The sequence below is a fragment of the Mucilaginibacter rubeus genome (assembly GCF_014643835.1).
In the GTDB taxonomy this organism is placed as follows: Bacteria; Bacteroidota; Bacteroidia; order Sphingobacteriales; family Sphingobacteriaceae; genus Mucilaginibacter; species Mucilaginibacter rubeus.
Genome location: NZ_BMKD01000003.1, coordinates 147,745 through 163,387, shown reverse-complemented (window position 1 = coordinate 163,387; position 15,643 = coordinate 147,745). Strand labels below are relative to the sequence as shown.

Sequence of the window (15,643 nt, the reverse complement as noted above, 5' to 3'; positions counted from 1 at the left end):
CCTATGAGCGCTATATTTTATAATTCAAAAGAAGAGATCAGGAACCGCATGCTGAAGAACGCTACCGAGTTTTGGGGCGTTCAAAACGTAAATGATGTTGATCCGCTGGTAAAGCTTTTGATTGAAGCCCTGAGCACCGAGTTGTTCAACTTAAACAACGATGTTAAAAACCTGGAGCATCGCATCCTGAACAAAATATCCAGGATCCTTGCTTCCGACTATTTAACGGCTCCCCTGCCCGCCCATGCCATATTAAAAGGTAAACCCATCGAGGCCTCAGAAATATTGAACATCGGCAATCATTTTTATTTCCGGAAACAGTTGGCAGCGGAGGTTGGCAAAACCAGCCCGGACCAACTGGACATTTACTTTACACCGGCAGGTGCTAACTCTGTATTTAATGCAGAAATAAAATACAGCTTCAACGGGGGCAGGCTGCAGGAACATATTGAAAATGGGCAGAAGAATACATTGCTAAACGTCCGCACCGGTGCTTTTGGCGAACCTAACACCCTTTGGATAGGCATTGAAACAGCAGTAGCATTGAATACTTTTAAAAATGCAGGAATCTATTTCGACTGGCCTGTTTACATCAGCAATACCGATTTTTACAGCCTGCTCCAGGTAACTAAATTTTACCTGGATGGTTCACAGCTTGATACTGAACCTGGCCTCATTTACGCTGATGAACAAGCCGACGATCAGAAACCTGTTTTTTATGATCAGCATATCATTAACCTTATAACCCGCGACGTCAGGACCTATTACAACAATCATTTTATTTCGCTTACCGATGAGCGGCTAAGCAATATTACCGACTTCAAAGCAAATTATCCGGTTGAGTTGCTGTCGTTTTTTAACGAGCAGGATTTGAAAGCACTTAAGCCCTGCCTGTGGTTCAAGATCGTATTCCCGGCGGCAATCCCGGCAAATGCCATTGATGAACTGCAGTTACATTTAAACTGTTTCCCGGTAATGAGCAGGCGGCTTCACCAACAAAAATTCAGGATCAAGGAGATCAGCGATATCATCCCAATAAAACCAGGTGCTTATGATCATTTTTTATCGATCCATGAGCTGCATGACGACAATGACGTTCGGTATAACGAGATCCCGTATAGCCAGGCCGGTATTAATTATGAGGGCAGTTACTCCATCAGGAACGGTGGCGCCGAGCGTTTTGATGCACGTAACGCCCGGCAAACCATCGAATATTTGTTTGAGCTGCTTCGCGACGAAAAAGCGGCCTTTGCCGCATACGGAAGCGACTTTTTAACAACGGCCCTAAAAACACTGGAGCAAAATATTTCCGTTATCGAAAAAAAATCCAAAAGTTCAAAAGATAATCATGAACTGGTAAATTACCTGGTACTAAAACCGGCAAACAAAGCGGCCATGTTATACCTCAGTTTTTGGACAACACTTGCCGATAATGCCAACAATATCCGCAAAGGCTCAAAGCTACAACAGGCGGAAGCCATTAAACTTAAGCCGGATACTTTAAGGCTCCTTACCACGACCACGGGCGGCCGAAACAGCCTTGGAGCTTCCGAGCGGATCCAGGCCTATAAATACGGCCTCACCACTAAAGACCGCATAGTTACCCTTGCCGATCTAACAAGTTTCTGCAGATATGAGCTTGGAGCAAAAATGAAAAACATCCGCGTAAGCAAAGGGGTAAGTATCTCAGCCAATCCCAGAGAAGGTTTTATTAAAACAACCGATATTTATATAACCCCGGCCGATCATGAACTTTCGGCACCGGAATGGGCCACGCTGCTTGAGCTGCTAAAATCAAAGCTGCAAAGCCGGAGCGTAATGGATGTTAATTATAGGGTGTTTACGGAATAAGGTATACATATCGATACCGTCATCGCCCTTGTGTTCTTTTGTTATTAAGCGACTGGCCCTGCAAATCGGACCGAATCACGGGCTGCATTATTTTGTCACGCTTGCTCCCCCTGCTCTATCGCGACATCGTAAATAACTAATAAAGCGGGATAATTTTAAAATATCCCGCTTTTTGCGTTTTATAGAAAACTTACAACGCCTTCTCCTTCGGCACAAAATCATTCATTACCGCCTCGCGGATCAATGCCGGCGGCAGGATCCCTTGCGACAGGATGAAATCATGGAAATGCAAAGCGTTGAATTTGTTGCCTAATGCAGCCTCGGTATCTTTGCGCAGGGCAATCATTTTGGTAAAACCATAAAAATAGCTATTGGCCTGGCCGGGAGCGTTAATGGTATAACGCTCAACTTCCTGGCGGGCAAAGGCACGCGATTGTACTACATCGTTCATCAATACATCAAGCGCCTGTTGCTGGGTTATCTTACCAGCCTGCAATTCAGGATCAAGGAAGGCGCGCGCGGCCCTGAGCAAGCGATAATCTAACGAAACCAACTGTCCTTCTAAAGGCATGTAAGGGCGGGTAATGTATTCGGAATATAAGCCCCAGCCTTCCACATTGGTGGAGTTAAAGGCGTACAGGGCGCGTGCCTGTGATACCCCTTCTTCCACCATTTTATCAAACTGTAATTCGTGGCCCGGCCTTGCTTCATGGGCTATGATGGTCCACGAGGCGGCATCAAAAGTAAAGTCATCGTACTTGTCTGTAGCTTTTTCGCCGGGTGATGCGGGCATGTTTAATGGCAGTACAAATACGCCACGCTGGCCGGTATTATTCAGAAACGGCGGTGGCACCATGTGTGGGGCCGGGCTCTGCGCAGTCTCGGCGGCCGTAGCTAAACGGATAATAGCCGGGCGGTTTGGCAGCGTTACCAGTTGATGATCGCGAATGATGCCTTCAATATCTTTTAAATGCTGCTCGTACAGCGGAATAATAGAATCTCCGTGGATCTGCTCTTTTTTAAGTTCACGAATTACAGCCCGATAGTCACCTGAGGGCAGGCCACGTTTTTTGGCTATCTGCCCGGCAATAGGCTTCATCTCGTCCTGGATCTGATTGAACAGGGCATGTGCCATTTCAGCTACTTTCGCAGGGGGAATATCTATACCATAAGCTTCGAGGTTCATAGCATACTCTTCGGGTGGGAGCCTGAAATCTGTACGGGCTTTCACCAGTACGTTTGCTTTTACCCATTTGTCATAATCTTCCAGCTGTTTTTTCAGGGTGGCATAAGGTTGTTCCCATCCGGTCACCTTGTATTTGGTACAAAGCTCGGCGATGCCGCTTACGATACTCGCATTGCGCGACAGATCGGTTTCCATGCGTTGCTTTGACGGATAGATCATGTTTTTGCCGTCCATCTGGTGCTGCAGACGTTCCCTGTAAATGGTTGTCAATGGTTTATAACCTTTTTCCAGTCCTGCATATTTACGGATACGCATTACCGCTGCCTGGCGACGGGCTTCGGGGGTTTGATCGTCAAGCAGTGTTTCCAGTCCGCCGTAAATTGTTGAGGACGCATTCAAAAAAGGGACCTGGCGGCTCAACTCAAAGTCCTGCTGGCGAAAACCCAGTTTGAGGTGGGTTATAATGATATTGATATCCTGTTGAATAAAAGTATTTTTTTCAGTCTTAAGGGCTTCGGTAAGTTTAGCGACAACGGCCTCTTCATCCTTGCGTTCGGCCATGATGTTTTGGAGGGTTGGTATAGCTATGTCACTGTCATACTCGGCCAGGCCTTGTGATGATCCGTATTCGGGCGAGTATTTTTTATCCAGATCAATAATGATTTTGGTATACGCATTTGATTTGGCTACCCATGCTTTTGTTTCGGCTGATTGCTGCGCCCGGGCATTAATGCCGATACCAGTCAATAGCACTAACAAACCGGTGCTTTTAAGTAGATTTTTGTTCATGGTCAATTTAAATTATGAATGGCAAGTTACTTAATTTGACCGTTGATATTTTTGATTACGTTGATTTCGCTGATAATAGCACATTTTGACTTTTTCGGCATTGCTGGCGACGACATCAACAACGGCACAACGATATACGTTAAATGAAACAGCCTGTCTTTCCGTAACAGAAAGCCAGGCTGAACAGATCAACGCAATAAGCGTAATCAATCAAAAAAATCAACGGTTAAAAGCGGTACCCTAAAGTAAGGAATGCATTGTTGTTAGTTTTTTTCAAATCGGCGAAAGGACTGGTTGCACCTACTTCATAAGGGAAAATGGTTTGCTTGCCGGTTACCCTGGCGTAAGTAGCGTCAACAAAATAAGCACCAAAATGAAAGCCTATACCGCCGCTAACTGTTTTAATATCGCTGCCAAGGTCTTTCATCGGGTTACCTTGCTGGCTGTAACCGCCGCGCAGATAAACGAGGCTGTTCACGTTTACTTCGGCGCCCACATGAAGGTTCACTGTTGAACGGTAAAGTGATTTGATATCGCTGTTGTCACCATCGGCAGTATAACTGTCGTTACTGCTTAAATGAGTAGTGGTATAATCGATATATTCAACATCGCCGCTTATGAAACCATATTTGCCTATGAAAACAGACGCGCCACCTGCTAATTTTAACGGCGTACGCAGATTGTAGCTTAGCTGATATGGTTCGGATTCGTTTTCATGACTCTTGCCACCTGTGTATTGCGTGGCAAGCCCTTCGGAATATGAATCATCAATATTATAAAACGTTGGTGAGGTAAATACAAAGCCCAGGCGTAAAGCTTGTATAGGTTTATAAATAATACCCAATTTGGCGTTAAAGCCCGAGCCTTTGGTGCTTTGGTCTTGCGCAAAAGTGGATGAAAAGTCGGTAGGGTTGCCGCCATTGGTTATAATGGCGTTGCCATTTTCGGTAAACCTGGCGTGCGAATTATACCTGATATCGGTAATAGCCAGTCCCAAACCTAAGTAAAGCTTATTGCTGTAATTGGCACCGAACGAAAGGTTAAACTCCGACTGGCCGCCGGTACGGGTAATCCCCGCCAATTGCCTTACCGGAACATTCACTGTGCTTGAATATGAGTTCGGGTCTGATGCCGGGCCGAAATTATCGATCAGGACATGATCATATGCCCATCCATCAAGGCCCTTAGGGTTAACACTGCCATATTGAGATACTTCGCGCTTGGCAATACCGGCATAGTAATCAGAAATAGAACTGGTTTGGTTTGTACCGCCGTAAGCAACGTTTTCATAAAAGTTATTGGTACGGCTGTAGCCCGCGCCATAATTGATGCTTAGCCAGCCTTTGCTTTTGTCGCGCCCACGGGTAGTTAGTTGCTGATAAAATACGATGGCTGCGTTGCTCATGTTCACATCGTTACGGTTGGCGCTGCCTGCCTGCCCAAAAAAGCTGGAGCTTATTTTTGAGTTATCATACTCAGGGGTAATACTAACCTCCGAGTGTGTAAAAAAGCCTAAGCCGGCAGGATTGCCGCTAACTGAACTCAAATCGCCGCCTACAGCTGTGCCGGCGTTCCCAATAGCTTTGATACGTGAAGTTGATCCGGTTTGAAAGGTTGAAAACCTGATGGCATCCTGTGAGTATTGCGCAAAACTATCTTTAGTAATTGCTACTATAGCAATTATGCTTAGTAAATACTTGATTTTCATAAAATTCAGGTAAATAAAATATAAGATTTAGGTTTATGGTCTTGATGGTCTGCCGCCACCGCCGCCACTGCTGCTGCCGGTGCTGCGTGAACTGCCGCCGCTTGAGCTTGGTGATGGCGTATACGATGGTTGCTGCGATGTACGTTCAACCTGTGGCTGTCTGTAAACCGGCTGTGCATCACGGGTAGGCGCCGCGTCCGTACGGGCCGGGCGTGCATAGCGGGTGCCATTGTTATTATTATAACTGTTATTTCCGCTATTGCTGCTGCCGTTACTGTAAGTGTTCGTTCTGCTGCCCAATGGTCTGTTACGGCCTCCGGGAATGTAGCCTATACCGGAAGTGGCACTGCTGACAGGGCGGCGCCCGCTGCCTGCAAAAGGATTGCCATTACCACGATAAGGACGCGCTGTACCTGACGAAGCATAGCCTCCACCATAGTAACCGCCATATCCACCGTATCCATAACCGCCGCCGTAATAACCGCCGTATCCACCATATCCGTAGCCTAAGCCCCAGCCACCATAATAACCGCCGTATCCATAACCTAATCCTAAGCCAAGGCCGCCGTAGTAGCCGCCATAACCCAATCCCCAGCCGTTGTAATAACCAGCACCGCCATAATATCCTAAACCACCATAGCTCAATCCATAGTTGTAGTAAGGATAGTTATTGTACGCCGAATAAAAGTCGTCATAATAGCCGAAAGGAGAAAAGTAACTGAAACGGTTTATACGTGCCGAATAATCATCGTAGTAAAAGTAATCATCGTCGTCATCACTATACCCATCCTCTGCAACCGGGGTTTGGTTGTAAGCCGGCTGTTGTGCGTAAACAGGTTCATCGCCCGCTCGTGCATCAGAAAAATAAACGTTGTCATTACTTTGGTTTGATGCAAGCTTGGTTGTAGAGCAGGAACTCAATGCCATGGCACCGATGATAAACATTCCTATCGCGATGTTCCGTTTCATATGCAGGTTAGTAAAAAGTTCAAGGTCAAATAAGTTTTAAATTTATAAATTTGGCAGCAATATACAACAATTACACAAGTCCAAATTCTATCCAATCAATATGAGCAAAGGTGTTATTAGTAAAGACGAAGATTATTCGCAATGGTTTAACGACTTAGTAATTAAATCTGACATGGCCGAGTATTCGCCGGTTAGAGGCTGTATGATCATTAAACCGTACGGCTATTCGATATGGGAAAAGATCCAGGCGGTGCTTGACGAGATGTTTAAAGACACCGGTCACAGTAATGCTTATTTCCCGCTTTTAATACCCAAGTCATTCTTTAGTAAGGAGGCCAGCCATGTTGACGGTTTTGCCAAAGAATGTGCTGTTGTAACTCATTACCGCCTCAAAAATGATGGCGAAGGAAATATTATTGTTGACGAAGAAGCCAAGCTTGAAGAAGAGCTCATCATCCGTCCGACATCAGAGACTATTATCTGGAACACTTACAAGGGCTGGATCCAATCATACCGCGACCTGCCTATCCTGGTTAACCAGTGGGCCAACGTAATGCGCTGGGAAATGCGTACCCGTTTGTTTTTACGCACCAGCGAATTTTTATGGCAGGAAGGCCACACCGCGCATGCAACGGCTGAAGAAGCGGTAGCCGAAACCGAGCAAATGCTGAACGTATATGCCGATTTTGCCGAAAACTGGATGGCATTGCCGGTAGTAAAAGGCCGTAAAACTGCTAATGAGCGTTTTGCCGGTGCTTTGGATACCTATTGTATTGAAGCTTTGATGCAGGACGGTAAAGCCTTACAGGCTGGTACATCGCACTTTTTAGGACAGAACTTTGCCAAAGCGTTTGATGTAAAGTTCACCAACAAAGAGAATAAAATCGAACACGTTTGGGCTACTTCATGGGGCGTTTCAACCCGTTTAATTGGGGCATTGATCATGGCTCACAGCGATGACGCAGGCCTTGTATTGCCTCCGAAACTTGCACCAATTCAGGTTGTAGTTGTGCCTATCTATAAACACCAGGAAGAGCTGGATAATATCAGCGCCTATGTTAACTCGTTAAAAAAGGAACTTAAGGCTAAAGGTATTTCGGTTAAGTTTGATAACCGCGATACTCATCGCCCGGGAGCTAAATTTGCTGAATACGAACTGAAAGGTGTTCCATTACGCGTAGCCATAGGCAGCCGTGATATGCAGAACGGAACAGTTGAACTGGCCCGTCGTGATACTAAAACAAAAGAAACAACCACACAGGAAGGCCTTTCCGGTAAAATAGAAAGCCTGCTCGAGGAGATCCAAAATAACATCTACAAAAAAGCGTTTGATTTCCGTGCCGAAAATACCACCGAAGTTGATACCTGGGATGAATTTAAACGTATGCTCGATGAACAACCCGGCTTTATCAGTGCACACTGGGACGGCACATCCGAAACCGAACAAAAAATAAAAGAGGAAACTAAGGCGACAATCCGTTGCATACCTTTAGATAATAAACAGGAAGAAGGTAAATGTATTTTGACAGGTAAGCCATCGACGCAGCGGGTGTTATTTGCGAGGGCGTATTAATTTTGTAAAGTCCATAGTTTATGGCCGATAGTCCATAGCTATGAATAATTGTTTTTTTACTATGGTCCATGAACTATCGACTACGGACCGTGCTTACAGCACAACTCATGAAATTCGCAACTAAAGCAATACACGCAGGGCAGGAGCCCGATCCAACAACCGGCGCTATCATGACGCCAATATATCAAACATCAACCTACTGGCAAAAATCGCCGGGGGATAATAAGGGCTATGAGTACTCGCGTGGTACCAACCCTACCCGTAAAGCGCTGGAAGATTGTTTGGCTGCTTTGGAAAACGCAAAGTTTGGCCTGGCGTTTTCGAGCGGTATGGGCGCTACTGATGCGGTGATGAAACTGCTTGCGCCCGGCGATGAAGTTATTACCGGTAATGACCTTTACGGTGGTTCATACCGGATCTTCACCAAGATCTTTGCTAACTACGGCATCAAGTTCCACTTTTTGGATCTGTCTGATCCGGAACTTGTTCGTGCCCATGTAAATGATAAAACTAAGCTGGTTTGGATTGAAACACCTACCAACCCAACCATGCGGATTGTGGATATAGAAGCCATAGGTAAGATCACGAAAGAGAAGAATTTACTTTTTGTGGTAGATAATACATTTGCATCACCATACCTGCAAAACCCAATTGATTTGGGTGCTGATATTGTAATGCATTCGGTAACCAAATACATAGGTGGCCACAGCGATGTGGTGATGGGTGCACTGATGCTGAACGATGAGGATCTTTATAAAAAGCTCTGGTTCATCTATAACGCCTGCGGAGCCACTCCTGGACCGATGGATAGTTTCCTCGTTTTGAGAGGCATCAAAACCCTCCACCTGCGCATGAAAGCTCATTGTGAAAACGGCAGGCAGATTGCTGAGTTTTTGAAAGATCATCCGAAGGTTGAAAAGATCTACTGGCCGGGCTTTACCGATCACCCAAATCATGACATTGCCAAAAAACAGATGCGCGATTTTGGTGGCATGATCTCGATTGTATTGAAAGACGCCGATTTGCAGGAGACTTTCCGCATCGCGTCGTCATTTAAAGTATTTTCATTGGCCGAGTCATTAGGAGGAGTTGAATCATTGATCAATCACCCGGTAAGCATGACACATGGCTCCATTCCCAAAGCCGAGCGCGAAAAAGCCGGCGTAGTTGATAACCTGCTGCGTTTGAGCGTAGGGGTAGAGGATATTGAGGATCTGCTTGAGGATATTAAGCAAGCTTTAAGTTAAGTTTTATATTAAAAAATACGCGTCATTGCGAGGTACGAAGCAATCCCCGACAGGCAGAGCCGCTCTGTATAGTTTGGGATTGCTTCGTACCTCGCAATGACGTTTTTGTAAATACCCATGACGGAAAATCTCAAAGCCTTCCTCGACGCGAAAGTTGCCCAATATAACCGCCCCGAATTTATTGAGAATGATCCGGTGACTATCCCGCACATGTTTAGCCAAAAGCAAGATATCGAGATCATGGGTTTCTGGGCTGCCACACTGGCCTGGGGACAACGGGTTACCATTATCAAAAAATGCAAAGAACTTATTACGTTGATGGATGGCGCGCCTTATGATTTCATCATCAATCATGAAGAGCCTGATCTGAAAAAGCTATTAAAGTTCAAGCACCGCACTTTTAATGATGTGGATACTTTATATTTTATCGCTTTCTTCAGGCAGCATTATGAGCGCTTTGAGTCCCTCGAAGACGCGTTTATTCCCGAAGATGGCGATTACTCCCCCTTTAGGGGGTTGGGGGGCTTTCGATCATATTTCTTTTCTTTGCCCGATTTTCCGCATCGTACTAAAAAACATGTGTCATCACCATCGCAAAAATCAACCTGCAAACGGCTAAATATGTTTTTACGCTGGATGGTGCGGAAGGACGATAACGGCGTTGATTTTGGCATCTGGAACCGCATCAAACCTTCCGACCTGATCTGCCCGCTTGATTTACATGTTGACAGAGTTTCCCGCAAACTCAACCTCATCACCCGTAAACAAACCGACTGGCAAACGGCCCTTGAATTAACCGAAAGACTCCGTGAGTTCGATCCTAACGATCCGGTTAAATATGATTTTGCCTTGTTTGGTTTGGGGATTGAAGAGCGTTGGGGAGTGCAGTTTTGATCATTTATCGGTTATAAAGTGGCTGGTTTTTGCTCAACTACAACTATGGGTTTGGGTTCTTCTACCCGGCGCATACGCACTAATTTACCATCATCAAAATAGTAATACATGTTTGCAATTACCCTTTGGGCATCGGCTTCAACAGTACGCTTGTAAATAGAATGGCCTGGTGTGGCTTCGACCAGCGAGAGGTTAAACCGTTGAGAGGCTGTAAAATCTTTTTCGCTCATGCCAAGTGCATATTGCGGAACGCCCCCATTTTGTAATACGCTGCAGCTTGTAATGACGAATAACAATGAGATGATTATGAATGACCTTTTCATTTGTGTGTTGTGATTTGGTTAGTAATACTGTGTTGTACCAGTATGACTTTTCACAAATGGAAAGGTTTACTAAACATCTGATTGAAGATGCGATGTTGCAGTGTATCAGGTTTATTAAATTTTAAAGCTTAATCTTCTACGCCTCCTCCTTAAAATAAACCTTATAATAATTCATCGCCCTCCCATCGTCAAAACCTTTCTCAATCAGTTCTTTATCGCCATGAATATAAATATGGAAGTTTTTATCAAGTTTTAAAACGCTTTTGTAAACACGGGCCTGTTTTTTTACCGCATTTTCTGATATAATAAAATTATCGGCAATAGGGCTGTCAAATTCCTGCTCGTACTGGTTTTTGAAAGTTTTGAATGATTCAATGGCCTGTTCGTTGCCGATCACTTCATTCGAAAACTCCTCCATATCAAAGGTTTCCTTCTCCTTAAAATACTTCATGGAGCGGTTCAGCAGGTCTATCTTGTCAGCTTTGCTCATCTCAAATTCTTCATCGATTTTTTCGGTGATGAAGTTTTTGTAGATGCCTAACGTATTGTTGGTTTGGTTGAAACTGTCATTGCGGATCTTCAACTGCAAAAAATCATCCTTCCAGAAACGGGCAGCTTCCTGCCCGCCGTTGGTTTTATCAACAACCACTACCTTGTAGCCGTTCTCTTTTTCGATATTGAAGATGAGTACACCCTTATCCAGTTTATTAATGTTGATAGCGTCCTGCTCATAGTCAACCTGGAAACCACCCTTGTCGGGATAAACTTTAAGGTAAGTTTCCTTGTTTTCCGACTTGAAGATCCCGATGGCATCCAGTGGGTTGCCTTCAATTTGTACTTTATTAAAGTAAACCACATAAAGTTCACCGCTTTTAATATTAGGGTGATTGGTAACCTTGTACAAATGTTTCGCTATTTTCTCAGATGCTTCGTGGAATTTAGTGCTGTCATCAAATACCTGTGTGGTAAAGTGATGGAGTTCGTTCAGTTCCAGGTCGCCACTGCTGTGCATCAGGTGATAAACCTCGTTAGCCTTTTCAAAAGGTTTCAGAAAATATTGCATAAGCAGGTTGGGAATAATCTCATCCTTTAATTCCAATGGCTGTTCGGAAAGTGCATACATCTCTTCCTGCGACTGATTACCAACGTGATGTACCGAAATAGTTTCGAGCGAAGCTTCAAAAAAAGTTACCATAATTGCCTGCGAAGGTAAAGATTTTAGTTAATGGTTCATGGATCATAGTTCATGGTGTGCCCGCGTTTTTCATGTTCAAGTCATATGGAGATGGATTAGAAGGAGTAGGTGAGAAAAATCACCACGAAATAACGACCTTTGCACTTTGGTAAATTAGGCGGGCTTAGGCTATGATCTATGAACCATTAACCATCAACTAAAAAATGACAGATAATACCGATACCATAGTTGCCCTTGCCACACCAAACGGCGTGGGCGCCATTGCTGTGATTCGCCTTTCGGGCCCTGATGCCATAAACATAGCCAACAGTGTATTTAAAGGTAAAGACCTGAGCAAACAGGCATCGCATACTATCCATTTCGGCAGCATTGCCGATGGCGATTTGATTTTGGACGAGGTGCTGGTATCGTTGTTTGTTGGCCCGCGGTCATACACCCGCGAAAACGTGGTTGAGATCTCATGTCATGCTTCGGGTTATATTATTGAAAGTATCATTAAGCTGTTCATCAAAAAAGGTACACGGTCGGCCAAACCCGGCGAATTTACGCTAAGGGCATTCCTGAATGGTCAGCTCGACCTGAGCCAGGCCGAGGCTGTTGCCGATCTGATCGCCTCCAACTCTAAAGCATCGCAGCAGGTGGCCCTGCAACAACTTCGCGGAGGTTTCAGCACTCAATTACAGGCCCTGCGCGAGCAACTGGTAAACTTTGCTTCGCTCATTGAACTGGAACTCGATTTTGCTGAGGAAGATGTAGAGTTTGCCAACCGTGATCAGCTGAAACAGTTGATCCACGAGATTACCAAAATTGTTGGCCGGTTAATTAATTCATTTGAGTTGGGTAACGCCATTAAAAATGGTGTAAACACGGTAATAGCAGGCAAGCCAAATGCGGGCAAATCAACCCTGCTGAATGCTCTGCTTAATGAAGAGCGTGCCATAGTGAGCCACATCCCCGGTACCACAAGAGACACGATTGAAGAAGTGCTGAACATCCAGGGCATTAATTTCAGGCTGATTGATACTGCCGGGATCCGGGAAGCTACCGATGCCATTGAACAGATAGGCGTACAGCGCACCATGGAAAAGATCAGCCAGTCGGCCCTGTTGGTTTACGTTTTTGACGCCGCTAAAATTACTATTGAAGAACTGAATAGTGATATCGCCAGCCTGCAAAAACCCGGGGTTACCATGTTAGTGGTAGCCAATAAAGCAGATCTGCTGAATAAGTCCGACAGTCAGAAAGTCGGTAAGCCCGAAAAAAACTTTGCGGATTTATTTGCTAATCACGATTTTGATGAACAGGATCTATCCACTTCTGCTACCTCCCTCCTACAGGCTTTGGGACTTCCGGACATTATTTTTATCTCCGCCAAAGAAAAACATCATATTGACGAACTGAAACACAAGATCTACTCGTCTGCCGTAAAAGACCAGCTCAGTGGCGATGAAACGCTCGTTACCAATATCCGCCACCTCGAAGCCTTACAAAAAACTGAAGAGGCGCTTGTAAGGGTATTGGGCGGTATTGATGGCAGTATAACTTCCGATTTTTTGTCGATGGATATTAAACAGGCACTCCACTACCTCGGTGAGATCACCGGTGTTGTTACTACAGATGATTTGCTGGAGAATATATTTAGTAAGTTTTGTATCGGCAAGTAAATTACGCAAGTTGACAAATGCTTACACTTAAACATTAATTCATAAATAAGGTATTATTCCTTTTTGCTAATATTGAAGGCGTTCACCTGCACTTCTACCTTACATTAACCAACCCTGCCAATAAATTGGTCAAGATCGTCGTCCTTAGCTAATTTAAGTTTTTGTTTAAGCCTGTACCTGGCCATGCGGATACTTTTTGGCTCAACGCCAAGGCGGTTAGCTATTTCCTTGGTATCGAGCCCCATTAAAATATATGAGCAATATTTTAGGTCGAGGCGGGTAAGGCAGTTTTCGGCTTGCTGCTGCAGGGCTTTGAAAAAACCGGGGCGACTTTGACTTATGACCTGTTGCTCATCAATACTTTTATCCATCCGCAGGTTTTGGTTAATGATACGGCCCATCTGCCTGGCCATAGCCGGTGAATCGGCTTTGCGCGATTTTTCTTTTAACAACTCGAGTATAGCGTTCTTCTCTTCAATCTTCAATGAACCGGCCAGTAACTCTTTTTCCAGCCATTCAGTACGATCCTGTAACAACTCCTGTTGGGCTTTTGCATGGGCATGTTCTTTTTCGCGCAGGGAAATCTGCAGTTCGGCTTCCTGTTTCTCGAGCATTAAGCGCTGGGCTTCGGCTTGTTGTAATTGTGCCAAAAGCTTTATTTCTTCTTTCTCCTGCTCGGTAAGCTGTTTTTGCTGCTGCGATGCTTTTAGTTTGTAATGGTAAGAGCTTAACAACAGCGCGAGTAAAATAATACTTGCCGACCCGATAGCTACATAAAGCCAGTTGAGTTGCTTATTAAAATCGGCGCGTTCGCGCAGGCGGACAATCTCATTTTCTTTAAGTACAGATTGATATTCCTCTTCCAGTTGCTGAACGGTAGCCAGTTTCTGGCTGTCAAATACCTTGCTGTAGTAGTCGATATATTTTTTGTAATAATCGAGCGCTTTGGCCTTGTCGCCGCTTTTTTCGGCTACGTTTGCAAGTCCTAACATTAACCGCGACCGTGTGATAGCGACGCCCGGGGCAGAATCCTTTAATTCGGAGATGCCGGTGAGCAGGTATTGTTCTGCCTTTTTGGGCGACCCATCGCGGAGCGCATATTCGCTTAATATGCCGTAGCAATTAGCAATAATTTCCTTACCGTTGGTGCGCCTGGCAATATCAAGTGCCATGTTAACATAGCTATAAGCGCTGTCTTTATAAGCGGAAGGATAGTATTTGAAATAACTGTTTGCAATATTAAGGGCCGTTGCCGAAGCGTTACTTTGCAAAAGTATTTTTTCTGCATTATGCCGGTAGGTGGCTAACGCAATCCGGTAATATACCATTGACGAATCAAGCAGCGCACGCCTGGACCTATTCTTTTCAAATGCGGAGAAAAAACTGTGGCCCAGCGTCATGTAACCTAACAATAAATCATCCGAATATAAGCTTTGCTTAGCCGCCGAAAGGCAATCGTACGCGTATTTGCGCTGTTTAAGGGTATCGCTGCCATAAGCGTAAATACTGGCGATGTAATGGTTGATGAGCGTCTTATAGCTAAATGCGCGCCGACCGTCGGCGTATTGTATTAGTTGTTCGGCTTTCAGCAAACCTGACATGGCCTTTTCATTATTTCCTTTTACCAGTTCCAGCCAGCCTTTGCGCAGCCAGGCAAAAGAAACCAGCACGTTATTTTTTGATTTTACGGCAATCTGCACCGCGCTGTCGATAAAAAGGGAAGCCCTGTGTTGCTGGTTTTTCTGCATTAGCAAATACCCCATGGTAGCATAACAAAAAGCGGCTGCACCGGCATCGGCGTTCTCTTTTGCCATGGTTAGGGCCTTGCCTGCGTTTGCTATGGATGCATCAATGTTTTTTTCAACGGTGGCCCGGGCAAGTTCGGCCATTACAACCGGTTTTTCGTGGTTACCGGCAGTTTTTAAAACTTGCTGTAAAGAATCAGTTACGAGTGATTGGGCCTGGGCTATGGTTGTGTATGATACTAAAAAAAAGGAGGTTATTGCGGCGACTTTATTCTTCAAAGGCATATAAAAGGTATTATTTCTTGCTTTGGGTATTAAGCTGATAATTAATTATCAGCATTATAACACAGAAGTTTAAGTAATTGTTGTAGATGATTTGTAGACGCTGTCAATCAAGATTGTAGACGGCTTGTAGTCGCCCTTTTTTTTGAGTGAGGGTATATGGGCAGCTAATTTTGGGTCACATCATTTATCGTTTAACCTTAAAAAACAAAAAGTT

At 44.7% G+C, this 15,643-nt stretch carries 11 protein-coding genes; 5 read left to right on the top strand and 6 right to left on the bottom strand.

The window, feature by feature from the left end; genetic code table 11:
• Window positions 1–3: 3 nt before the first annotated feature.
• Entirely contained in the window at window positions 4–1,851 is a 1,848-nt protein-coding gene (locus tag IEX80_RS11160; protein ID WP_090531705.1) for a type VI secretion system baseplate subunit TssF, read from the top strand.
• A 190-nt stretch (window positions 1,852–2,041) separates the two neighbouring features.
• Here the strand turns inward: IEX80_RS11160 and IEX80_RS11155 are convergent, their stop codons facing one another.
• The 3 genes from IEX80_RS11155 to IEX80_RS11145 all read right to left on the bottom strand — a co-directional run bounded on the left by IEX80_RS11155 (window position 2,042) and on the right by IEX80_RS11145 (window position 6,503).
• Window positions 2,042–3,826 (bottom strand): DUF885 domain-containing protein, encoded by a 1,785-nt coding sequence (locus IEX80_RS11155; protein ID WP_188832932.1) that lies wholly within the window; start codon window positions 3,824–3,826, stop codon window positions 2,042–2,044.
• Between the two features lie 226 nt (window positions 3,827–4,052).
• Window positions 4,053–5,534, bottom strand: coding sequence for an OmpP1/FadL family transporter (locus IEX80_RS11150; protein ID WP_188832931.1), 1,482 nt, complete (start codon window positions 5,532–5,534; stop codon window positions 4,053–4,055).
• A gap of 33 nt (window positions 5,535–5,567) precedes the next feature.
• Complete coding sequence (locus IEX80_RS11145; RefSeq protein WP_175490052.1) at window positions 5,568–6,503, bottom strand: hypothetical protein; 936 nt, start codon at window positions 6,501–6,503, stop codon at window positions 5,568–5,570.
• Window positions 6,504–6,603: 100 nt separating this feature from the next.
• Here IEX80_RS11145 and proS point away from each other — a divergent pair, with 100 nt between their 5' ends.
• From proS to IEX80_RS11130, 3 genes are all read left to right on the top strand, one after another.
• A complete protein-coding gene (proS, locus tag IEX80_RS11140) occupies window positions 6,604–8,076 on the top strand; it encodes a proline--tRNA ligase (RefSeq protein ID WP_091172399.1) in 1,473 nt (490 codons plus the stop codon).
• A gap of 107 nt (window positions 8,077–8,183) precedes the next feature.
• Entirely contained in the window at window positions 8,184–9,323 is a 1,140-nt protein-coding gene (locus IEX80_RS11135) for a cystathionine gamma-synthase (protein ID WP_188833228.1), read from the top strand.
• Window positions 9,324–9,440: 117 nt separating this feature from the next.
• Entirely contained in the window at window positions 9,441–10,217 is a 777-nt protein-coding gene (locus IEX80_RS11130) for a TIGR02757 family protein (protein WP_188832930.1), read from the top strand.
• A gap of 11 nt (window positions 10,218–10,228) precedes the next feature.
• Here the strand turns inward: IEX80_RS11130 and IEX80_RS11125 are convergent, their stop codons facing one another.
• Both IEX80_RS11125 and IEX80_RS11120 read right to left on the bottom strand, forming a co-directional pair.
• Window positions 10,229–10,540, bottom strand: coding sequence for a hypothetical protein (locus tag IEX80_RS11125; RefSeq protein WP_176622904.1), 312 nt, complete (start codon window positions 10,538–10,540; stop codon window positions 10,229–10,231).
• A gap of 136 nt (window positions 10,541–10,676) precedes the next feature.
• Window positions 10,677–11,735, bottom strand: coding sequence for a nucleoid-associated protein (locus tag IEX80_RS11120; RefSeq protein WP_188832929.1), 1,059 nt, complete (start codon window positions 11,733–11,735; stop codon window positions 10,677–10,679).
• A 203-nt stretch (window positions 11,736–11,938) separates the two neighbouring features.
• On the opposite strand from IEX80_RS11120, the gene mnmE reads away from it, so the two are divergent.
• Entirely contained in the window at window positions 11,939–13,399 is a 1,461-nt protein-coding gene (gene mnmE, locus IEX80_RS11115; RefSeq protein ID WP_188832928.1) for a tRNA uridine-5-carboxymethylaminomethyl(34) synthesis GTPase MnmE, read from the top strand.
• A 104-nt stretch (window positions 13,400–13,503) separates the two neighbouring features.
• On the opposite strand, the gene IEX80_RS11110 is transcribed toward mnmE, so the two are convergent.
• Entirely contained in the window at window positions 13,504–15,423 is a 1,920-nt protein-coding gene (locus IEX80_RS11110; protein WP_188832927.1) for a LuxR C-terminal-related transcriptional regulator, read from the bottom strand.
• Window positions 15,424–15,643: the final 220 nt, after the last annotated feature.

Bases quoted from the DNA above. Each gene is read 5' to 3' on its own strand.
- IEX80_RS11130 (WP_188832930.1), top strand. From the start codon at position 9,441: ATGACGGAAAATCTCAAAGCCTTCCTCGACGCGAAAGTTGCCCAATAT.
- IEX80_RS11120 (WP_188832929.1), bottom strand. From the start codon at position 11,735: ATGGTAACTTTTTTTGAAGCTTCGCTCGAAACTATTTCGGTACATCAC.
- IEX80_RS11125 (WP_176622904.1), bottom strand. From the start codon at position 10,540: ATGAAAAGGTCATTCATAATCATCTCATTGTTATTCGTCATTACAAGC.
- IEX80_RS11135 (WP_188833228.1), top strand. From the start codon at position 8,184: ATGAAATTCGCAACTAAAGCAATACACGCAGGGCAGGAGCCCGATCCA.
- IEX80_RS11145 (WP_175490052.1), bottom strand. From the start codon at position 6,503: ATGAAACGGAACATCGCGATAGGAATGTTTATCATCGGTGCCATGGCA.
- IEX80_RS11150 (WP_188832931.1), bottom strand. From the start codon at position 5,534: ATGAAAATCAAGTATTTACTAAGCATAATTGCTATAGTAGCAATTACT.
- IEX80_RS11155 (WP_188832932.1), bottom strand. From the start codon at position 3,826: ATGAACAAAAATCTACTTAAAAGCACCGGTTTGTTAGTGCTATTGACT.
- IEX80_RS11160 (WP_090531705.1), top strand. From the start codon at position 4: ATGAGCGCTATATTTTATAATTCAAAAGAAGAGATCAGGAACCGCATG.
- proS (WP_091172399.1), top strand. From the start codon at position 6,604: ATGAGCAAAGGTGTTATTAGTAAAGACGAAGATTATTCGCAATGGTTT.
- mnmE (WP_188832928.1), top strand. From the start codon at position 11,939: ATGACAGATAATACCGATACCATAGTTGCCCTTGCCACACCAAACGGC.